Here is a 19,865-nt window from a genome sequence, read left to right on the forward strand (position 1 = left end):
GGACAGGACGAAGTAGCCGACCTGGCAGCAGGCCGCGCCGAGGGCGAGCAGCAGTCCGAGGGCGTCGAAGCCGAGCCCGGACCAGACTTCGACGACGCAGGCGAGGCCGCCGGCGGCGAGGACCACGCCCAGCGCGGCGGCGCGGGTGACCGGCCGCCGCTGCACGAACCGGACCCAGCCGAGCACGAGGGCCGGCGCCAGGTACTCCACGAGCAGCGCCACACCGACGGGTATGCGGGAGATCGCGGCGAAGTAGCAGGCCTGCACACCCGCCACGGCGAGCAGTCCGAACCCGGCGAGCAGCGCGGGGCGGTGGCGCAGCAGCGCGCGGTGCCGCACGGCGAGCGGCAGCATGACGAGGGCCGCGCCGGTGACCCGCAGCCACACCACGTGCAGCGGGTCGAGGCCCGCCTCGATCAGCGGCTTGGCCGCCACCCCCGACCCGCCGAAGGCGACCGCGGAGACGAGCGCGAGACCGAGCCCGAGGCCTTTGCCGGAACGGCCCTGACTGATTCGAGACGTACGCACCGGGCCATGATGACAGGCGACGACAGGAGCGTCACCCCCCATGGCACCTGTCTCAGCCTCTGGACGCGCGAACGCCGGGCGGCGACCCGGCCGCGGGCTTGCGGTGCGCCCGCTCAGCGAGCGGTCCGGCCCTCCCCCGCGTACTCCTCGCGGCAGCCTTCGGCATCGTTGTCGGGGCCCGGAGTCACATCCCGCGCGGCCAGTTCGAGGGCGTCGACCCCGGCGCGGCCGAGCACCTCGACGGCACGTGAGTCCGGGTCGGCCACGACCCCGGCGAGCAGGTCGACGCCGCGCGCCGGTTCCCCGCCGCGCCGGGCGGCGCGCTCGCAGGCGTACTCGAGGGCGGCCGACGCGGCGGGCGAGAAGCCGTCGGCCCGGGTCGCCACGGGCAGCGCGCCGGAGTCCTCCACCGCGCCCTGCCAGCGCAGGCCGTACCCGATGCTGCGCTGCACGAGGTAGCCGAGCAGCCGGGCTATCTGCGGGCCGTCCCCGCAGGCGGCGCGCACCTCCGGGTCGGACTCCAGGAGCGCGTGCAGCAGATGGGCGGTGTCGGTGTGACGGTCCCCGTCCCGCACCGCCCTCCTGCGCGCAGCGGCGACCACCGCCGCCAGCTCCGCGCCGAGCCGTGCGTCGTCTTCCGGTCGGCGGATGTCCGGCTCGTCGGCCGGCTGCCGGGGGATGCGGTCTTGCACGTCCCCCAGCCCACCAGCCCCCGCCTCCGCGGTCATCCCCGGAGGGGAGCATTTGCGCATCCCACGGACAGTGGACCTCGCGGGCCGGAATCTCCTCCTTGGGGATGAGATCAGGCCAGGACGCACAGGCGCGGCCCGGGTTCCGCACAGCGTCCGCAATTCCTGACTGTTCATCAGTATTGAATGTTCCGGGCCCTGCGGCTACGTTCCGCGACAGCCTCGCTGCGCCCGGCGCAGCACCCGACGAGAAGGGGTGGTCGCATGGCCGAAGTCAGCGCGGAGGCCCGCATCGCGGCGCCCGCGGAGAAGATCTGGGCCCAGCTGACCGACTGGTCCGCGTACGGGGAGTGGAACGCGACCCACACGAGCTTCCCCGAGGGCGGCCCCACGACGCTGGAGCCCGGCGGGACCTTCCGGGAGAACATGAAGCTGATGGGATTCCCGGCCGAGGTCGAGTGGACCGTCGAGCAGGCCGAGCCGGCCCGGCTGCTGGCGATCCGCGGCAAGGGCCCCATGGCCGTGGACCTGGCCACGCGCTACACCCTGACCCCGGACGGGGAGGCCACGACGGTGCGGATCGACGGCGTGTTCACGGGTGCGGCGGTGTCCCTGATGGCGGGCAGGCTCAGGGACTCCGCGACGGCGGCGCTCAACGAGTCCCTGCGCAAGCTGGCCGAGCGAGCGTCCTGACGGCGGAGCGATCGGCGTCGACGGGCCGCCCCGACGACGACGGGCGCCCGGCGGACCGCGATCGGTCCACCGGGCGCCCGTACCGGCGTTCGTGCCTCAGTCCTCGTCGGCGAGGATCAGATACAGCTTCTTGCGCGCCTCGTTGATCACGGCGAGCGCCTTGTCGCGCTGCTCCTTGCTGCCGGTCTTCCAGACCTGCCCGAAGGCCTCCATCAGTCCGAAGCCCGCCTGGCGGATCTCGCCGAGGGCTTCCCAGTCGACCCCTCGCGAGGCCTCCTCCCAGGGAGCGTCCGCCCCCTCGTCGGCCGCGGCGCGGCCCGGCTCGGTGAGCGCGAAGAGCTTCTTGCCGCCCTCGCTCTGGCTGGCGATCAGGCCCTCGTCCTCCAGCAGCTGAAGGGTGGGGTAGACCGAGCCGGGGCTCGGCTTCCACGCACCGCCGCTGCGCTCGGCGATCTCCTGGATCATCTCGTAACCGTGCATGGGGCGGTCCTTGAGCAGGGCCAGGATCGAGGCCCGCACGTCCCCGCGCCGTGCCCTTCCCCTGGGCCCCCCGCGCCCTCGCCCGCCCCAAGGGCCGGGTCCGAAGCCCGGTCCGAATCCCGGGCCACCGGCACCGAAGCCGGGGCCGCCGGGTCCGAAGGGCCCGAAGGCCGCTCGCACCCTCTCGTAGTCCGCCCGGCCGCGCCGGGGGCCGTCCTGCCGGTGTCCACGCTCGAATCCATGGCTGCGCATCGCCATCACTCCATTCCATCGCTTCCATCGTTGATCAGTCGCGATGTCTCAACGATATATCGGAAGCGATCGGGTGACAACCCCCTGATCCGGGTGCGGAGGATGTCCTGTCTCTGTCGATCTGGCCCCCGTCTCACGCGATCTGGTCCGGTTCGCCTGCGGTCTCAGGTGGTCTGGTCCGCCAGCGTGGTTTGGTCAGGGGATGAACGGCGGTTCTGCAATGCCGATGAAGTTCCCGGCTGTGGTCCGGATGCGGGCCGACCAGCCCAGCGTTGTGAGGTCGTCCGTGAGGGTCTGGGCATCGTGGAATACCTTCACAACGCGGTACTGGCTGCCGTTATCGAGCCGACGCAGCGCCGCCGGGGCTGGTTGGTTCGCGAGTACTTCCTCGTACGCCGCTGCGGCGGGGCCGTCGTCGATGACGAGTGCCTTGCCGCCCGGCGCGAGGGCGGAGGCGACGGTGTTCTAGAAGTGGGGCAGCCGTGCCAGCGGAACATGGGAGAGCCAGAAGGCAAAGGACACGGTGTCGTAGCGTCGTGGTGGCTGCCATTGGAACAGGTCGGCCTGGAGGAATTGAACGGTGGGGGTTGCCGTGCGCGCACGAAGCGAGGGCCGGCATTCCCTCAGCGGCCTGGAAGGTCGTGGACCTTACCGCGGCCTCCGCCGGAGACGTCGCGGTCACCTATATCTCTCCTGGCATCTGAGCATGCCGCCTGATGGCCCTCGACCCAGACCTGCCTTCCTGCCTTCGTCAAGCAGCACTAGCCGGTCTTCTTCCACGCCTTGCAGCCGGCAGTGGTGAAGGCTTTGTCCGTGGTGGCGATCGTCACGGTCGTCTGACCGCTGGTGGCGCCGTTGGCGATGATGTCCTTCACTTCACCGGAGTACTGGAGAGCCGCGCCCAGTTGCAGGTCACGAGGCCGCCCTGCGGGCCGTCACTCCGGTAAGTGCCGGGTTAGACGTCGTTGCCGACGACGTATGTGCCGTCGCCAGGGACTCCGTCCGAGGGGACCTTGCCTGCTGAAGGCTGGCTGTTGGCGGCGGCGATCCCCGTAGCGGTCGCAGTCGTGGTGACCGTCGCCGAGGGGGACGCTTTGTCGGCGTTGGGGTTGCCGGTGAGGCCGATGAGTACCCCGACGAGACGGCTGACAAGGGCCGTGCCTACATGGGTCACGATGCTCCTCCAGGAACGTGAGGGCCTGGCGGGATCCGGCTGTCCATGACATCAGCGTGCGTCGACCAACCGGTCCCCGCACTCCGAGCGTGTGCGCAGGACGGCGATGCGTTGGACCGCGCCGAGTTCCTGTGCGTGCACAGGCGTGTGTAGTTGTTCCCGCACCTTACCCTCCCTGCCAGCTTTAGGTGATATTTACGTTTAGCTGGGTTCGCCTGCGAGGGCGCGACAGGAGAACCAACCCCTCATGACCAGCACCAAGCCCGCCGGGGCCGATCCCGTTCCCCGGCCGAAGCTCCGAACTTTCAGCCGGCGAGTACAAGTTGCAGATCGTGGCCGAGTACGACGCCACATCCAAGAGCGAGAAGGTCGCGGTCCTGCACCGCGGGCGGCTGTGCCACTCACGCGTTGGAGGACATGGGAAAGGTGAGGTTCTCCCACATGCGGGAGAACCTCAGGAACCGGAGTGAACCCTTGTCCGAAGACGAGGGCGTCGCGTCAGCCCGGTGGCTGGCCGTGCCAGGCTTGATAGACGGCGGCGGCTGTGGTGAGAACCGTCCCGATGACCGGTGTCCATAGTCGTGCTGTCCTGCCCCAGCGCTGCCTGCGCCGTGTGACGGTGTTCTCGCCAGGCTGTCGTTGTTTCCGGTGCATCCGCCCCTCCTGTTTCCGCCGCGGGCCGTCATCTGCGGGACCCGTTGCATCCAGGGTGGGGCCGGGAGATTCCCGCGGTCACGGGAGAGGCGTACCGAAGCGGCGGGAGCGGCTGCTCAGGGTTGTCCGAGGCCGGCTGCGCGGGCGAGGGCGACGAGTTCTGCGCGGTCGGTGGCGCCGAGTTTGGCTTTGATGTCGGTGAGGGCGTTCTCGACTCGTTTGTGGCTGATGCCGAGGCGGGCGGCTGCAGTGCGGGTGGTCTGTCCGGGGAGGGCGATGATGTCGAGTATCTCTCTTTCCCGGGTGGTGAGTTGAGGGAAGGCGCTGTCGCGGCGGGCAGTGCGCAGTTGGTCGAACCAGGGGCGCATGCGGGCGGTGTCAGAGAGGCGGAAGATCCAGGCTCCGGCTGCTACATCGCGCACGGCGCGAGTGAGCTGGGTGACGTCCTCTCCGGCTTTGAGGAGGAAGCCGGAAGCACCGGCGCGCATGGCGGCCATCACATGGGGGTCGCCCTCGTGTTCCGAGTGCACCAGGACTTTCGTGCCGGGCCGGGCGCGCTGGATCTCCTGGGTGGCCCACAGACCGTCGCCGTTGGGCATCCGTACGTCCATGACGACGACATCGGGCTGGAACTCAAGGACGCGACTGACCGCTTCGCGGCCGTCGCACGCTTCGGCGACCACGGTGATGCCGGGTTCTGACTCCAGTAACACGCGCAGGCCGTAGCGGGTGAAGGGGTGGTCGTCGGCAATCACGACGCGGATGCCCCGGTCCATCACATGCTCCTTCTCGCGTCGGCGAGGCCGGTGTCTTCTGCGCCCGGCAACGTGACAGGCAGGCACACGACGACCTCAGTACCGCCGCCGTTGCGCGGCTGCATCTCGCAGCTGCCCCCGATCTCGGCAGCACGCTCACGCATGGACCCCACCCCCACCCCGGGACGCATCCGGGCAGGAAGACCCTGCCCGTCGTCGGCGATCGTCATGTGGAGTGCGTCGTCGCCCACGCGAAGCGTGACCCAGCAGCGGGAAGCCCGGGCGTGCCGCAGCACATTGGCCATTGCTTCGGCCAGGATCCAGTACGCGGCTTCTTCGACTGCCGCAGCCAGCCGGGGAATGCGCTTAGGCAGAACCGTATGCACAGCCATGGACACGCGGTCGGTGTAGGCAAGGACGGCCTCGCGCAGTCCGAGCTGGTCGACCGGCGAGCGCAGGCCCATGGAGATCCGGCGCAGATCCTCGGAGCCTTGGCGGATGTGGACCATTGCGGTGTTCAGCAGGTCCTGTGTCGCGTCGGGATCGGTTTTCAGCTGTGCGATGGCTGCTTGCAGGGTCCAGGTGGCACCGGTGAGAACCTGGCCGACGCCGTCGTGGAGGTCGCGGGCCAGGCGGCGGCGCTCTTCCGCCCGCACGGCGACGGCGTGCTCCTGCGAGCGCAGCAACGCCAAGGACAGGCGGACACCCGCGGCTGCCTGTGCGATGTGCCGGGCAACATCCCGCAGCAGCCGCAGATCCGAAGCAGAGAAGCGTTCGTCGGCCGATCGCGCCCCGACCGTCAACGTGCCGACCTCCTCCCCCTGATGTACCAGGGCGAGCTGCAGCTCGACGGGAGCTTCGACGCCATACTCGACTGCTGGTGCCCTGGCGTCGCCCGGCGCGGTCGCCTCGTCCAGATCGATCGCCACGTACGGCAGGCGCAGCGCCTGCGCCACCGAAGCCGCCGCTTCCGGCAGCACCTTCTTCGGATCGGTGGTCCCTGCCAAGCGCTGGCCCAGCTGGGCCAGCGCCGCATAGGGGTCATCCCGCAACCCGTACACGAGCCGGCTGACCAGACGCTGCAGCACGTCACGCAGCGGCTGCAGCACAAGGGCCACCACGCCGGTCCCCAGCAGCGGGGCCACCCCTGAAGCCGAGCGCTGCAGCACAAGCCCGAAGACGCTCACGGACCCGACGTAGAGGACGACCACGATGCCGGTGAGGCCCGCGTAGAGAAGTGAGCGGCTCAGGAGGCGGTTGATGTCGAACAGGTTGTGGCGCACGATCGCGACGGCGATGGACACGCTCAGCACCACGGGGACCAAGTCCATCGCGACTGCCTCGGCAGGGCCGTCCAGCAAGGTGATGTGCACCGATACCAGCAGGATGGCCATCATCACAGCCCACGCCACCCATTTCAGCTGCTGGCGCGTCGCCCCGGCCGACCCGCGGAAGCGGAACAGCAGCGACAGAGCCGACACCAGGAACGGGGTCAGACCGAGCAGGAACCCCACGATTCCCACGTTCTCCAGCACACCCGACAGGGCAGGAATGCCTACGGGGTTTAGCGTCGACGGGAAGTACTCCCCGCCGCCGAGCGGCCCTGGCAGGAACACTCCGATCAGGAGCATCAGCACGCCGCACCCGCCGACGTACCAGGCCGGGACACGCCAGCGCGCAGAGGGCAGTCGGCCGTTCGGGAACAGCAGGAACAGGAAGAAGAGGGGGAAGTTGAAGAGAACGAAGGACCAGTTCGACACCCACCCGGCCAGGACTCCACCCGGAAGTCCTCGGGGTATCGCGTACAGCCCGTAAGCGTGTGCCAGCAGGTCGACAGCCGAGCCGAGCCCTGCGATCAGCAGCAGCCAGCCCGCCGGATTGCGCGGTCGGCGGGTGCCCACCACCAATCCCGGCACGGTGAACAGTACGCCGGTCGCCGTCTCGACGGACATCAGCCACCACGGATGCCATGCGGGACGCGGCTCCGACCGTGACAGGACCGCGAAGACCGCTGTCGTAGCCGCCACGGTCAGCGTGGCGATCCACAGGATCCAAGCGGTTCGTTTCTGCGCCGGCTTCGCCAGCAGGGGCATCGTGCCCGGAATCGGGTGTGCCTCTTCGTTTCCCGCGAGCTTGCTCATGGCTCACCTCCCGTACGGGCACTTTGAGCGGGCGATGACCCCGTCGACAAGGGAGTCGATTCCCGGGTATCCGGGACTGGCTCACGCCAGGATTGCGGCATGCCAGCCCATTGGGCAGAGCGCGCGATGGGGCGTACGGCGGTCCGGCAGACTCTTCGCGAGGTTCCCCGGCGCGCGGGAGATGCTGGTCAGCCGGTCAGGGCGGGTCGACGGGGTTGTGGTTCGCCGGCTGCGTCGTCACCGCCCGGCACAGCACTCCTCCTCGAACTCGACCGGGCCGAGCCGTTCCCCGACGCGCCGACCGGCGGGGAAGACAGCGGTGTACTCGAAGAGCGCGAGCCGCACCCTGGCCTGGCCGCGAAGACCCGGCCGCGTACGGACCGTATCTTGACCAGCATCCACAGGTTCCGGCCCGCCTTGCCCAAAGGGGCTCAACTGTTGATGTCCCGCTGGTTGAAACGCTGTACGCCGAGGCCGAACAGCAGCCCCGAGGCCGCCACGAGCACCAGCGTGTCCCTCCACTGGAAGCCGTGCCGCAGCGGTTCACCGCCGATGAAGTAGTGAAGATCAGCAGCAGGGCCGTCTCCAGCATCGTGAACCAGCTCATCCCGACCGGCATGATCGAGCGTGTACCGGCCCCCGGCAGCCGCCGCGACCACTACCGCTTCCGCAAGCACGCGTGGGCGAACCTGACGGGCAACCAGAACATCCTGCTCGACAGCATGCAAAACGCCGCGGCCGAAGGCAGCAAGGCGCCGGGGCACGACAGCATCGCCGGTCGCAGGCTCGACGAGATGCAGGACTTCTACAGCTTCATGCAACACGAGATGGCGGCCTTGATCGACAAGTGGCGCCAGCGGTGCAACGCCAGTGACCACTGAGCAGGAGAGCGCCTTTCGGGACCGGACAACGGGACAGGCATAGGGGGTAGCCGTCGGCCGGGTATCCGGATCGTCTTCGCGTCCGGGGTCGCATCCGCGCTGCTCGGCAAGGTGGAGTTCCTGGCCGGACCTTCGCCTCCCCGCTCGTCGGCATGTTCGACACCGGCAGCCCACGCCCATGGCGGTCATCATGCTCAGAGCCCTGCTTTGCGCCGTACTCGCGCTCGTGGTGCTGACTCGCCCCCACCGAACTCGCGGCCTGCTCCCCTGGCAACGAGGCCCCGGCCTCCTGAGGCGGGTAAGTAGGCCAGAGTGATCCGTGTCAGGACCGGCAGAGCGCGCCGGTGACGGTACGAGAAGGATGCGTCCGTGCTTTCACGATGGTGGTAAGCCTTGTTGAGTTCCGTGTGGCTGCTGCTGTTCGCCGCAGGCGCAGCCACGGCGACCTGGGCGGAGGATCAGGGGATCGGTTGGCTGGCTTCGGGTGGTACGGCTGTCGGGAGCAGTGTGCTCGGCGCGGCCCTGGTCATGGCCGGACCCGCTCTGCTGTGGGGCGGCTCCAGGGGGCGATGCTCCGGGTGCCTTCTGCCAAGGGCCGCCATCGCCGCCCGGAGCCACCCCGCTGAACAGGCTGCGGCCATCACCCGCCGCTTCGTGCCCGTCGGCTGACGCCAGTACATGATCGGCGAGCGCCGCGCCCCCTCTCGTGTGTGCGCCGGGTCAGGGCTGCAAGGCCGCTCCCATCTCCTCGGTGAACGTCACCGGACCACTGTCGAAGCCTCGGAGTTGGGACGGAACTGCCAAGTGTCGGACGGGTCCTTGGCGAACTCGGCGACCGTGGCTGCGCTGGAACCGGCAAGCTGGCCGAAGTCGTCCTTGAGTAGTTCGGTGTGTCTCTCGACGACCAGAACCTCGTCTGGACCGCTCTCATGCGGCATCTCCCTCCCGGCGGCTTCGTGCATTCCTTGACGCCAGAAGCCGATGCTGCCGCCGTCGCCACTCTCTTCCAAGTGCTCGACGCGTTTCTGGAAGTATGCGGCAGGCGCGACGGCCCGCTCAAGATCTACGGTGCCTACCAGACGTGGTTGAACGCCCAAAGCTGGTATCACCCGTATCCCTCTCCGCCGGACCAGATCAGCTGAGACGACGCCCAACATCCACGCCTACGGGACCAGGTCACCTGAGAAAACCACCGTCCCGGCGTCTCAATCCATCTGGTCGCCGCAGATACGATCCCGGCCACGGACCAGATCATTTGCGACGGGACAGAGGAAATCCCGCGAGCCGCGATGAGTTCCGGGGCGTCCGGCGGTCGTAGTGTCGAACCCCTTTGCCGAGGAGGGCTTCTGATGCGCAGCGTGACGTATTCGATGAGCGTCTCGCTCGACGGCTACATCGTCGGGCCGGACGGCGGATTCGACTGGTCGGCGCCCGACGAGGAGGTCTTCCGCTTCTGGACCGACGACGTACGCCGGCTCGGCGTCCACCTGCTGGGACGGCGGCTGTACGAGACGATGCTGTACTGGGAGACCGCCGACCGGGATCCCTCGCTCGACGCCCCCACGCTCGAGTTCGCCGCGCTCTGGAAGGCGCTCCCCAAGGTGGTGTTCTCCACGACGCTGCGGGAGGTGGAGGGCAACACCCGCCTGGCCTCCGGGGACCTGGCGGAGGAGATCGGGCGGTTGCGGGCCGAGCCCGGGGAGGGCGACATCGCGATCGGCGGTGCGGCCCTCGCCGCCGAGGCGGCCGCGCTCGGCCTGATCGACGAGTACCAGATCATGGTCTACCCGGTACTGGTCGGCGGCGGCACTCCGTTCTTTCCCCGGCACGAGCGCCGGGTGGACCTCGAACTGGTCGAGACCCGCACCTTCGGCTCCAAGTTCGTCCACCTCCGCTACCGCGTACGGCCATGAGAAGCGAATTGGCCTTGGCCGGCGGCGCCGGCCGGCGCCTAGCGTGTGCGCATGCGGATCCGAATCGTCGACGCCTTCACCGACCGTCCCTTCGCCGGCAACCCGGCCGGGGTCCTGCTCCTGGACGCCGACGCCTTCCCCGAGGACGCCTGGCTGCAGAAGGTGGCCCTGGAGGTGAACCACGCGGAGACGGCGTTCGCGCACCCACTGCCCGAGGGCGGCGAGGCCGACTGGGCGCTGCGCTGGTTCACGCCGGTCGCCGAGGTCGCGATGTGCGGGCACGCCACCCTGGCCACCGCCCACGTGCTGCGCACCACCGGCGCCCGGCAGGGCGACGGGCCGGTGCGCTTCGCCACGCGCAGCGGCGTCCTCCTCGCGACGCCCGCCCGAGACGGAGCGCTCACCCTCGACTTCCCCACCGCCCCGCTCACCGCGGTCGAGATCCCCGGCGGAGTCGCCGAGGCTCTCGGCGCCGAGCCGCGCACGGCCCGCGACACGGGCGCCGATGTGGGCGACCTGCTCGTGGAACTCGCCGACGAGAAGACCGTCCGCGCCCTCACCCCCGACCACAAGGCCCTGTCCGCCCACTCGGCGCGCGGCATCATCGCCACCGCCCGCGCCGAGGACCCCGCGCGCGGCTACGACTTCGTCTCCCGGTGCTTCTTCCCCAACGTCGGCATCGACGAGGACCCGGTGACCGGCAGCGCGCACACCGCGCTCGCCCCCTACTGGTCCGAGCGCCTCGGCCGCACCGACCTCACCGGACTGCAGGCCTCGCCGCGCTCGGGGCTGGTGCGCACCGGACTGCGTGGTGAGCGCACGCTGCTCACCGGGCACGCGGTCACGGTCATCGACGGCGAGCTGCTGACCCGGCCGTGAGGAACGGCAGCGGGCGCCGCGCCGGGCGCGGCGCTCACGCCGTGGGCAGCCAGCCCACCTTGCCGACCAGCAGGGCGTAGCCGACGAACGCCCCTGTGTCGAGCAGCGAGTGTGCCACCACCAGCGGGCCGACCCGGCCCCACCGGCGGTAGAGCCACACGAAGACCACGCCCATGACCATGTTGCCGACGAAGCCGCCGATGCCCTGGTACAGGTGGTACGAGCCGCGCAGCACCGAGCTGGCGACCAGCGCGGTCCCCGGCGTCCAGCCGAGCTGCCCGAGCCTGCGCAGCAGATAGCCGACGACGATGACCTCTTCGAGGATCGCGTTCTGCAGCGCGGAGAGGACGAGCACCGGGTACTTCCACCACACGGCGGGCAGCGCCTCGGGCACCACCGTGAGGTTGAAGCCGAGGCCGCGGGCGGCGAGGTAGAAGGCGATTCCGGTGCTGCCGATCACCGCGGCGATCGCGGCGCCCCGGCCGAGGTCCGGCCAGGGGCGGGTGCGGTCGAAGCCCAGGGTGCGCAGGCTCTCGCCCTCGCGCAGCAGGAAGTGGGCGACGAGGGCCACGGGGATCAGCGCCGTGGCGATGCCGAACAGCTGCCAGGCGAGGTCGAGCCAGGGGCGGCCGGGCGCGGCGGAGGCGTTGAGGGTGGCGGCCTGGTCCTTCAGGCCGCCGGGTCTGGTGACCGACCCGACGAAGCTGATCAGCGCGGAGACCCCGCTGGCGCCCAGCGAGAGCCCGAGCACGAGCAGCGTCTCGTCCCGGAAGACCCGCCGCGACAACCGCTCCCGCGGAAAGGACTCGTCGTCCCCCACTGCCGCCTCCGCCTGCACAAGCGCCTCCCGTACCACCGTCCCGGAAGGTCACAGCTTGCCCCATACCCTTCGCCCCGGCACACACGCCCCCGGCGACGGCACCGCGACCGGCGGGACGGCCCGGCACCGCCCGGGCCCGGGGGGCGGTCCGGTCAGCCCAGCGGTACGGGCTCCGGCAGGCCGACCGGCCAGGTGTGCACGGGCTCGTTGAGGAGGGTCAGTTCGCGGTAGCGGCGGGTGGTGGCGGCGAGGGCGGCCTCACGGCTCATCCCCTTCTCCAGCGCCCGGTGGAAGGTGGCGGCCTGCCACTCCGCGCCGTTGGTCCGGCGCCGGCACCGCTCCTCGATCACACCGAGGTACAGGTCGCGGTCCGCCGGCTCCACTCCCCACGCGGTGAGCCCGGCCTCGGCGAGCGGCAGCAGTTCGTCCCGGACGAGGCCGACCGCGTCGACCTCCGCGGTGCCGGAGTAGCGGCCGCGCCGCGGCCAGGTGAGCCTCGCGTCGATGCCGTACCGGCACGCCGCGTCGAAGTTGGCGGCCGCGGCCTCGAAGGGCAGCCGGGTCCACACCGGCCGGGGCTCCTCGGCGAGGGCGCGCACGAGTCCGTAGTAGAAGGCGGCGTTGGCGATCACGTCGATGACGGTGGGCCCGGCGGGCAGCACCCTGTTCTCCACCCGCAGGTGCGGGACGCCGTCCGCGATGTCGTACACCGGGCGGTTCCAGCGGTAGACGGTGCCGTTGTGCAGCACGAGCTCGGCGAGTTTCGGCACGCCGCCCGTGGCGAGCACGTCGAGCGGGTCCTCCTCGTCGCAGATCGGCAGCAGGGCCGGGAAGTAGCGCAGGTTCTCGTCGAAGAGGTCGTACGCAGACGAGATCCACCGCTCGCCGAACCAGGTGCGCGGCCTGACCCCCTGGGCCTGGAGTTCGGGCGGGCGGGTGTCGGTGGACTGCTGGAAGAGCGGCGGCCGCGACTCCCGCCACAGCTCTCGGCCGAAGAGGAACGGCGAGTTGGCGCCCACCACGATCTGCGCGGCGCAGGCGGCCTGCGCCGCGTTCCACACGTCGGCGAAGCGGCCCGGCGTGACCTGGAGGTGCAGCTGCACCGAGGTGCACGCGGCCTCCGGCGCGATGGACTTCGACGTGCAGTTCAGGTGCTCCACCCCGTCGATGTCCAGCCTGAAGTCCTCACCGCGGGCCGCGACGATCTGATCGTTGAGCAGGGTGTAGCGGTCGACGTCGGAGAGATTGGAGGAGACCAGGTCGTCCCGCCCCAGGGTGGGCAGAATGCCGATCATCGCAATGGAGGCGTCGACCTCGGCCGCTTTTCGGTCGGCATATGCCAGTGACGTCCTCAGTTCCTCCGTGAGCCGGTCGAAAACTCGGCCGCCCAATCGGTGTGGCGCTATGTTGACTTCCAAGTTGAACATGGCGAGTTCTGTTTGGAAGTCCCGGCTGGCGATGCGCTCGAGTACTTGCGCATTCAGCATTCTGGGCATGCCGTCGGAGCCGACGAGATTCAATTCGATCTCCAGCCCCATCAGGTTCTTCGGCCGGTCGAACCGCTTCTCGTCCAGCAGTCGCTCCAGCCCCTTCAGGCACCGCTGGAGCTTGTCGCGGTAGCGGTTGCGATCGGACAGGTCGAACTGGCCTGCCACGACCTTCTCCCCCATCGCAGCGTCCCTCCTCGCACGGGCGGGCCGAAGATCCGGCCGCCGGGGTCCCGGTCAGGTGGGATGATGCCCCGCGAACGCGATCGATAACGTCCCACGAGGCCTCTGTAAGGGCTACTCTGGTTCCTGTGACCGGAGGCACATTCACGAGGCATGAAGCACCCAGCAAATTCGGGTACCCCGCATAACTCGTGAAAAACGCCGATGAGAACGAGCCGTCCGCTGTTTGCGCCAAACCCCAGGTCATCGCGGCACGGCTCTTCAGAACCGGGATGATTCCCGCGAATCTCCGACCGAATAGACCCTTGCTGTCCGCGTCGGAGACAGCTAGACGAAACACCGTCTGAACATTTGTCGTATAAACTCTGCAGCTAGGCAGAAGGTTGGCACCCGCGGCCCTTGAGCCTGCCGTCAAGGTCATGTGCGGCAGACCGCACCTCCTCGCACACCCCTCGCACATCGCACTTCCCTCGCACAGCCCCCGTACTGCGCGCCCCGGCCCAACCCTCCCCTGCCCCGAGAGCTGACAGCGCCGTCCGCCCCCGCACCCCGCCCTCGCGCCACCGTGCCTGTCGAATGAGAGGCGTCCCACCATGCCGCTGCTTGTCCCCCCGGCTCCCGCGCCCGCACTGCGCTCCGTCCTCATGGCACTCGGTTCCCCCACCGCGGTCCGCGAGGCCCGGACTCCCGCCCTGCGCGCCGCCCAGGGCCCCGTCACCCCCGAGCTGCCGCTGCCCGTGCACGTCCTGGACCGGATCAGCCCCGAGGGCGTCTCCGCGACCCGGCTGGCCGGGTGGCGCTTCCTGATCCGCAGCGGCGACCACGCGGTGGCCGCCGCCGAGACCATGCTGACCCCCGACGGCTGGACCTTCTCGCACTTCTTCGAGGGCCCCTACGTCACCTCCACCGAGCGCGCGCTGCGCCAGGCCGAGACCGTGACCCAGCCCTACCAGGCGCGGCTGCTGTCGATGCCCAGCCTCTACATGCTCACCCTGTGGCTGCACGGCGACCTCACCGACGACGGCGCCGCCGGCCACCCCGCCGCCGCCGACCTGCTGGTGCCCCTCGCGCCGGCCCCGCCCGGGATCGCGGCCCACCGCCCGCACCGGGTCGCCGACCTGCTCCCGGTCCTCACCCACCGCGTGACACCGGTACGGCTGCTGGGCTCACCCGCCTGACCAGCCGCACTCACATTCCGTTCCGCTCTGCGCGCAGGCCGCATTCGTACCCCGCCCCGGAATTTCCCGGAGGCGGGGTACGTCGCGTTCGGCGACTGAATTTCCGCTCGTCGGAGCCATAAACCGCTCGCATGAGCCGAAAGGGGGAATGCCCTGACCGTGACCCGACCTGACTAGCCCCATCCGGCCACCTCGAACCACCCGAAGGGACAGTGCGGTTGGGGTGAACCGCTCACGCGGGTGACGCGTCTCCAACCTGTGAGAAGCGGTGCCGCGAAATCCCTGCGGAATCACGCCCGCAGGGCAACACTGGTTCCGACCGAGACTTATCAAACGGGGGGCGGCCATGGAGAATGCCTCTAGCCGCGGGACACACACGACAGCCCATACGGACCACACGACACAGCGAGAGATCCCACCCATGTGCCAGCACCAGCCACCGTGCCCGACCGCCGACTCCGCCGACCGGGAATCCGCCCGCCTCGTGGCGCACCACCCGGAGCAGGGATGGAGCCTGCTGTGCAACGGGGTTCTGCTCTTCGAGGACACCGGTGAGCTTCTGCCGGACGGCCAGATCATCGCCCCGCACCGCCCGCTGGGCGCCGACCGGGTGATGACCGCCGCCTGAGCACGCCGGGCGGTTTCGCGAACCGCCCGCGGGTCACGAGGGGCCGGCCGCACGCACCGCGTGCGCACCGGCCCCGAAACGTGTCCGGCCCCGGCTACGCTTCGTGTCCGCCCGCATCTCCAACGGCACCGGGGCGGTAGTCGAACCAGTCGAACTCCGCGCTGCCATCGGTGACGTACATCCCGATCACCCGGCCGGTGAAACCGGCGGCGACCTGCGTGGACAGATAGCGCCCGTCGAGCTCGGCCAGCGGCAGCGGCCCGTCCGGAACCCCGTCACCATCCATGCCCTCGCCCCCCTCGATGCCCTCGACCGAGAAGGCGATCACATCGGGCCCCGCCGCCCGGACGCCGGTCGCCTCACCGCCCGCCCCCGGGGACGTGACCGTCGGCGGCGGCACATCGGTCGTCCGGATGTCCACGACGAGGGTGAGCGGGCCCGGCGGCACCGGGTGCTCCGCGATCCGCTGCCGCACCGGCCCGATCCGGGCCACCACGCCCACCACTCCCCCGCCCGCCTCGAGGTCGTAGTGGTGCGCCTCGTCGATGCGCACGGACAGTCCGGCGCGTCCGGTGCCGGGATCGACACGTACGGCGACCCGGCAGTCGGGGTGCTGCTGCCTGCGGCCGACGAAGGTGTGGCCGGGCCGGTCCAGGCTGTCGCCGGTGGCGGTGAGGGTGAGCCGGCCCGGGCGCCGGGTCAGTGACCAGGAGCCGTCCGGGCGGCCGCGCGGGGAGATCCAGCAGGGGGCGAGGGCCGGGCCGTCGAATTCGTCCCGCTCGGGTTCCGCGGGCAGAGGGCGCCAGGCCGCCGGCGCCCGGTGGCGCGGCGCGACCGGGCCCACGCGCGGCCACCCGTCCACCCACTCCACCGGGGTCAGGAACGTCTCCCGGCCGAGCACCTGGAACTCGGGGAACCAGCCCCGCGGCCGGGTGCCCAGCAGCACCATCCACCAGGTGCCGTCGGCGGCCCGCACCAGGTCGGCGTGGCCCGTGCACTGGATGGGCAGGTCCGTGCCGCGGTGGGACAGGACCGGGTTGTGCGGGGCCGGTTCGTAGGGGCCGCGCGGGGAGCGGGCGCGGGCGATCGACACGCTGTGGCCGTGCGCGGTGCCGCCCTCGGCCAGCATCAGGTACCACCACTGCCCGACCCGGTACAGGTGGGGCGCCTCCGGGTGCTGCATCCCGGTCCCGGACCACACCGGCAGCGGCCCCTCCAGCACCTTGCCGGTCACCGGGTCGATCCGGGCCACCCGCACGCCCGCTACGGCGCACCAGCACGAACCGTCCTCGTCCCAGGCGAGATCGGGGTCGATGCCGGGCAGGTCCACCTGCACCGGATCCGACCACGGGCCCTCGGGGCGTTCGGCGGTGACGAGGAAGTTGCCGAGGGCTCCGACACCCGTGGTGATCACATGGAAGCGGCCGTCGTGGTACCGGATCGTCGGGGCGTAGACGCCGGCGGACGCCGGAAGACCGTCGGGAAAAGGGAGTTGGCCGGTCCTGTCCAGCACGTTGCCGATCTGGCGCCAGTGCACCAGGTCGCGGCTGTGGAACAGCGGGATGCCGGGGAAGTACTCGAAGCTGGAGCAGACGAGGTAGTAGTCCTCGCCCACCCTGCAGACGCTCGGGTCGGGGTGGAAGCCGGGGATCACCGGGTTGTCGTACGTCCGCATGGGCGCCCTTCCGGAGCCGGTGGCGAAAGTTTCGCAGGATGGTTCGATCCTTGCGAAGCCACACCATAGGGCGAGCGGGGGCTGGCAACAACACCCGTTGCCGGGGCGTCAAGACACCGCGACCCGCCATCAGGGGCGCGTCAAGAGGGGTTGCCCCTGCCCCCGGGGCTCCTACCGTCGGAGATATGGCACACCGCAACGACGTGCGGCCGGCCGTCGGCGCATCCGCGCGGGAGCCCGGCCGAGTGGTCCGCGACCGGGGCTGGTCGCGGGACCTGCACACCTCGCTTTGCTGCTCGGGGGCCCTGCTGGCCCTGCTGCTGGGGATCGACTGGGGCACGGGCGAGCTGACGTGGTGGCGCAGCGCGCTCTGGCTCACCCTCGCGGCGCTGCTGTTGGTGGTGCTGTGCCCGCCTCGCGTGTGCGCCGGCGAGGGCTGGCTCGACACGCGTTCGCTGCTGTCCCGCCGACGGGTGCGCACGGACCTGCTGGTGTCGGTGCGCGTGCCGGACGGCGTGTCGCGGCGGCTGGTGCTGCGCGACGCGCTCGGGGGCCGGCTGGAGATCGACCCGGCGGTCCTGGTGGGCAGTCCCGAACTCTGGCACCGTCTGGACGAGGACGCGCGGCGGTCGGCCGCGAGCGGCCTGCTGCGGTACGGCACCCAGGAGCTGCGCGAGGTCTCGGAACGAGTGGACCACGAGACCGCACTGGCCGTCTTCCGCGCCTCGGGCCTCGAGCCATGACGCTGGGTGTCCGGCGCCGGGCCCCGGGCGGCACTGCCGCCGACCCGGCCACCAACGGACGAAAACGACCGAACCGGTTCAGATCTTCTGCCCCCGAGCGCACTTGAGGCCACCGGTCGTATTCTTAACGCAAGATTGACGCCGACCGCCCCGGTAGCCGTGGGCCCGCGCGTCACTCTCCGCATACGCTGGTGCCCCGTCCGCGTGATGGCCCGTTCCACACGCCGAGCCGCACCTCAGGAGCAGGGCCGATGGCCACCACCGAACACCCTCCCAGTCGTCTGCGTTCCTGGATGCTGGAGGGCCTGTCCGACATGGGCAAGGGCGTGCAGCAGGCGCCGCACGCCCAGCCCGAGCCGCCGCACAAGGGCCAGCGCTGGTGGCGGGTGATGTGCCTGACCGGTGTCGACTACTTCTCCACCCTCGGCTACCAGCCCGGCATCGCCGCCCTGGCCGCCGGCCTGCTGTCGCCGGTCGCCACCCTCGTCCTGGTACTCGTCACCCTCGCCGGCGCCCTGCCCGTCTACCGCAGGGTTGCCGAGGAGAGCCCGCACGGCGAGGGCTCGATCGCGATGCTGGAGCGGCTGCTGTCCTTCTGGCAGGGCAAGCTCTTCGTCCTGACCCTGCTCGGCTTCGCCGCCACCGACTTCCTGATCACCATCACCCTGTCGGCCGCCGACGCCTCCACCCACCTGGTGGAGAACCCGCACCTGACGGCCGCCCTGCACAGCCACCAGATGCTGATCACGCTCTTCCTGGTGGCACTGCTCGGCGCGGTGTTCCTCAAGGGCTTCCTGGAGGCGATCGGCGTCGCGGTCGCCCTGGTCGGCATCTACCTCGGGCTGAACGTGATCGTCGTGGTCGTCGGCCTGTGGCACGTGCTGACCGCCGAGCACCTCGTGACCGACTGGACGGCCGCCCTGACCGCCCAGCACGGCAGCGTCTTCGCCATGATCGGCGTGGCCCTGCTGGTCTTCCCCAAGCTCGCGCTCGGCCTGTCCGGCTTCGAGACCGGCGTGGCCGTGATGCCGCACGTGAAGGGCAACCCGGACGACACCGAGGAACGGCCCACCGGCCGGATCCGGGACACCAAGAAGCTGCTCACCACGGCCGCGCTGATCATGAGCGGCTTCCTGATCACCACCAGCTTCATCACCACGCTGCTGATCCCGGCGCCGGAGTTCCAGCCGGGCGGCAAGGCCAACGGCCGCGCGCTGGCGTATCTGGCGCACCACTACATCGGCAACATCTTCGGCACGGTGTACGACATCTCCACCATCGCGATCCTGTGGTTCGCGGGCGCCTCCGCGATGGCCGGACTGCTCAATCTGATGCCGCGCTATCTGCCCCGCTACGGCATGGCGCCGCACTGGGCGCGCGCGGTCCGCCCGATGGTCATCGTCTTCACCCTGATCGGCTTCCTGGTCACCTGGATCTTCGACGCCAACGTCGACAAGCAGGGCGGTGCGTACGCCACCGGTGTGCTGGTACTGATCAGTTCCGCCGCCATCGCCGTGACCATCGCCTCCCGCAAGGCCGGCCAGCACAAGTGGACCGTGGCGTTCGCGGTGATCTCGGCGGTGTTCCTCTACACGACCGTCGTGAACGTCATCGAGCGCCCGGACGGTGTGAAGATCGGCGCCTGCTTCATCGCCGGCATCATCCTGGTCTCGCTGCTGTCGCGGCTGGCCCGCGCCTTCGAGCTCCGCGTGACCAGCGTGACGCTCGACGACATGGCGGAGCGTTTCGTCCGTGACATCGCCAGCCGCAAGATCCGGTTCATCGCCAACGAGCCCGACCGCCGGGACAAGGCCAAGTACCGCGACAAGATCGAGCAGATCCGCAAGGACAACGACGTACCGGAGTCCGAGGACTTCGTCTTCGTCGAGGTCACCGTCACCGACCCCTCGGAGTTCGAGGCCGGTCTCAACGTCCGCGGCGAGGTCCTGCACGACCGCTACCGCGTCCTGACGCTGGAGTCCTCCTCCATCCCCAACGGGCTGGCCGCCCTGCTGCTGCACGTGCGGGAGATGACGGGCCAGATCCCGCACATCTACTTCGAGTGGACCGAGGGCAGCCCGTTCGCCAACTTCCTGCGCTTCTTCCTCTTCG

The 19,865-nt window shown here is 70.2% G+C and carries 19 protein-coding genes; 9 read left to right on the top strand and 10 right to left on the bottom strand.

Annotation, left to right across the window (positions count from 1 at the left end; translation table 11 throughout):
- The coding region (locus tag IE249_RS08485; protein ID WP_229857819.1) for an EamA family transporter at positions 1-570 on the bottom strand (570 nt) is incomplete at its 3' end.
- A 71-nt stretch (positions 571-641) separates the two neighbouring features.
- On the bottom strand, positions 642-1,220 hold the full coding sequence (locus IE249_RS08490; protein WP_229857821.1) for a Clp protease N-terminal domain-containing protein: 579 nt from the start codon (positions 1,218-1,220) through the stop codon (positions 642-644).
- Positions 1,221-1,481: 261 nt separating this feature from the next.
- Between IE249_RS08490 and IE249_RS08495 the strand changes: the two genes are divergently transcribed.
- Positions 1,482-1,910 (top strand): type II toxin-antitoxin system Rv0910 family toxin, encoded by a 429-nt coding sequence (locus IE249_RS08495; protein WP_189704143.1) that lies wholly within the window; start codon positions 1,482-1,484, stop codon positions 1,908-1,910.
- A 96-nt stretch (positions 1,911-2,006) separates the two neighbouring features.
- Here the strand turns inward: IE249_RS08495 and IE249_RS08500 are convergent, their stop codons facing one another.
- The 5 genes from IE249_RS08500 to IE249_RS08515 all read right to left on the bottom strand — a co-directional run bounded on the left by IE249_RS08500 (position 2,007) and on the right by IE249_RS08515 (position 7,366).
- Complete coding sequence (locus IE249_RS08500) at positions 2,007-2,642, bottom strand: PadR family transcriptional regulator (RefSeq protein ID WP_189704144.1); 636 nt, start codon at positions 2,640-2,642, stop codon at positions 2,007-2,009.
- A gap of 761 nt (positions 2,643-3,403) precedes the next feature.
- The gene (locus IE249_RS40350) at positions 3,404-3,517 is read right to left on the bottom strand and encodes an Rv1352/Rv1906c domain-containing protein (protein WP_506366406.1); all 114 of its coding nucleotides are present in this window, start codon (positions 3,515-3,517) and stop codon (positions 3,404-3,406) included.
- Between the two features lie 80 nt (positions 3,518-3,597).
- Entirely contained in the window at positions 3,598-3,816 is a 219-nt protein-coding gene (locus IE249_RS08505) for a hypothetical protein (RefSeq protein WP_189704145.1), read from the bottom strand.
- A 770-nt stretch (positions 3,817-4,586) separates the two neighbouring features.
- Positions 4,587-5,246: a response regulator transcription factor gene (locus IE249_RS08510; protein WP_189704146.1), complete on the bottom strand. Its 660-nt coding sequence runs from the start codon at positions 5,244-5,246 to the stop codon at positions 4,587-4,589.
- Positions 5,246-7,366, bottom strand: a complete 2,121-nt coding sequence (locus tag IE249_RS08515) for a sensor histidine kinase (protein WP_189704147.1) — start codon at positions 7,364-7,366, stop codon at positions 5,246-5,248. Before IE249_RS08515 ends, IE249_RS08510 begins: the two co-directional genes overlap by 1 nt.
- Positions 7,367-7,896: 530 nt before the next feature.
- Between IE249_RS08515 and IE249_RS08520 the strand changes: the two genes are divergently transcribed.
- The 4 genes from IE249_RS08520 (at position 7,897) to IE249_RS08535 (ending at position 11,039) form a co-directional block, all read left to right on the top strand.
- Positions 7,897-8,247 (top strand): GbsR/MarR family transcriptional regulator, encoded by a 351-nt coding sequence (locus tag IE249_RS08520; RefSeq protein WP_189704148.1) that lies wholly within the window; start codon positions 7,897-7,899, stop codon positions 8,245-8,247.
- Between the two features lie 890 nt (positions 8,248-9,137).
- Entirely contained in the window at positions 9,138-9,389 is a 252-nt protein-coding gene (locus IE249_RS08525; protein WP_189704149.1) for a hypothetical protein, read from the top strand.
- A 207-nt stretch (positions 9,390-9,596) separates the two neighbouring features.
- A complete protein-coding gene (locus IE249_RS08530) occupies positions 9,597-10,160 on the top strand; it encodes a dihydrofolate reductase family protein (protein WP_189704150.1) in 564 nt (187 codons plus the stop codon).
- A gap of 51 nt (positions 10,161-10,211) precedes the next feature.
- Positions 10,212-11,039, top strand: coding sequence for a PhzF family phenazine biosynthesis protein (locus tag IE249_RS08535; protein WP_189704151.1), 828 nt, complete (start codon positions 10,212-10,214; stop codon positions 11,037-11,039).
- A gap of 34 nt (positions 11,040-11,073) precedes the next feature.
- Here the strand turns inward: IE249_RS08535 and IE249_RS08540 are convergent, their stop codons facing one another.
- The gene (locus IE249_RS08540; protein ID WP_189704152.1) at positions 11,074-11,877 is read right to left on the bottom strand and encodes a CPBP family intramembrane glutamic endopeptidase; all 804 of its coding nucleotides are present in this window, start codon (positions 11,875-11,877) and stop codon (positions 11,074-11,076) included.
- Between the two features lie 134 nt (positions 11,878-12,011).
- Positions 12,012-13,529, bottom strand: a complete 1,518-nt coding sequence (locus IE249_RS08545; RefSeq protein WP_189704153.1) for a glutamate-cysteine ligase family protein — start codon at positions 13,527-13,529, stop codon at positions 12,012-12,014.
- A 593-nt stretch (positions 13,530-14,122) separates the two neighbouring features.
- On the opposite strand from IE249_RS08545, the gene IE249_RS08550 reads away from it, so the two are divergent.
- Together IE249_RS08550 and IE249_RS08555 are read left to right on the top strand one after the other, a co-directional pair.
- Complete coding sequence (locus IE249_RS08550; RefSeq protein ID WP_189704154.1) at positions 14,123-14,707, top strand: hypothetical protein; 585 nt, start codon at positions 14,123-14,125, stop codon at positions 14,705-14,707.
- Between the two features lie 421 nt (positions 14,708-15,128).
- Positions 15,129-15,335, top strand: coding sequence for a DUF5999 family protein (locus tag IE249_RS08555; RefSeq protein ID WP_189704155.1), 207 nt, complete (start codon positions 15,129-15,131; stop codon positions 15,333-15,335).
- A 94-nt stretch (positions 15,336-15,429) separates the two neighbouring features.
- Here the strand turns inward: IE249_RS08555 and IE249_RS08560 are convergent, their stop codons facing one another.
- Positions 15,430-17,010 (bottom strand): glycoside hydrolase family 43 protein, encoded by a 1,581-nt coding sequence (locus IE249_RS08560; protein WP_189704156.1) that lies wholly within the window; start codon positions 17,008-17,010, stop codon positions 15,430-15,432.
- A gap of 185 nt (positions 17,011-17,195) precedes the next feature.
- Between IE249_RS08560 and IE249_RS08565 the strand changes: the two genes are divergently transcribed.
- Positions 17,196-17,753: a hypothetical protein gene (locus IE249_RS08565; RefSeq protein WP_189704157.1), complete on the top strand. Its 558-nt coding sequence runs from the start codon at positions 17,196-17,198 to the stop codon at positions 17,751-17,753.
- A 251-nt stretch (positions 17,754-18,004) separates the two neighbouring features.
- Positions 18,005-19,865 (top strand): APC family permease (locus IE249_RS08570; RefSeq protein WP_229857825.1); only part of this gene is annotated, 1,861 nt, incomplete at its 3' end.

The sequence above is a fragment of the Streptomyces anandii JCM 4720 genome (assembly GCF_014650655.1).
GTDB lineage: Bacteria > Actinomycetota > Actinomycetes > Streptomycetales > Streptomycetaceae > Streptomyces > Streptomyces anandii.

Bases quoted from the DNA above. Each gene is read 5' to 3' on its own strand.
- IE249_RS08550 (WP_189704154.1), top strand. From the start codon at position 14,123: ATGCCGCTGCTTGTCCCCCCGGCTCCCGCGCCCGCACTGCGCTCCGTC.
- IE249_RS08545 (WP_189704153.1), bottom strand. From the start codon at position 13,529: ATGGGGGAGAAGGTCGTGGCAGGCCAGTTCGACCTGTCCGATCGCAAC.
- IE249_RS08560 (WP_189704156.1), bottom strand. From the start codon at position 17,010: ATGCGGACGTACGACAACCCGGTGATCCCCGGCTTCCACCCCGACCCG.
- IE249_RS08535 (WP_189704151.1), top strand. From the start codon at position 10,212: ATGCGGATCCGAATCGTCGACGCCTTCACCGACCGTCCCTTCGCCGGC.
- IE249_RS08500 (WP_189704144.1), bottom strand. From the start codon at position 2,642: ATGCGCAGCCATGGATTCGAGCGTGGACACCGGCAGGACGGCCCCCGG.
- IE249_RS08555 (WP_189704155.1), top strand. From the start codon at position 15,129: ATGTGCCAGCACCAGCCACCGTGCCCGACCGCCGACTCCGCCGACCGG.
- IE249_RS08515 (WP_189704147.1), bottom strand. From the start codon at position 7,366: ATGAGCAAGCTCGCGGGAAACGAAGAGGCACACCCGATTCCGGGCACG.
- IE249_RS08565 (WP_189704157.1), top strand. From the start codon at position 17,196: ATGGCACACCGCAACGACGTGCGGCCGGCCGTCGGCGCATCCGCGCGG.
- IE249_RS08530 (WP_189704150.1), top strand. From the start codon at position 9,597: ATGCGCAGCGTGACGTATTCGATGAGCGTCTCGCTCGACGGCTACATC.
- IE249_RS08510 (WP_189704146.1), bottom strand. From the start codon at position 5,246: ATGGACCGGGGCATCCGCGTCGTGATTGCCGACGACCACCCCTTCACC.
- IE249_RS08495 (WP_189704143.1), top strand. From the start codon at position 1,482: ATGGCCGAAGTCAGCGCGGAGGCCCGCATCGCGGCGCCCGCGGAGAAG.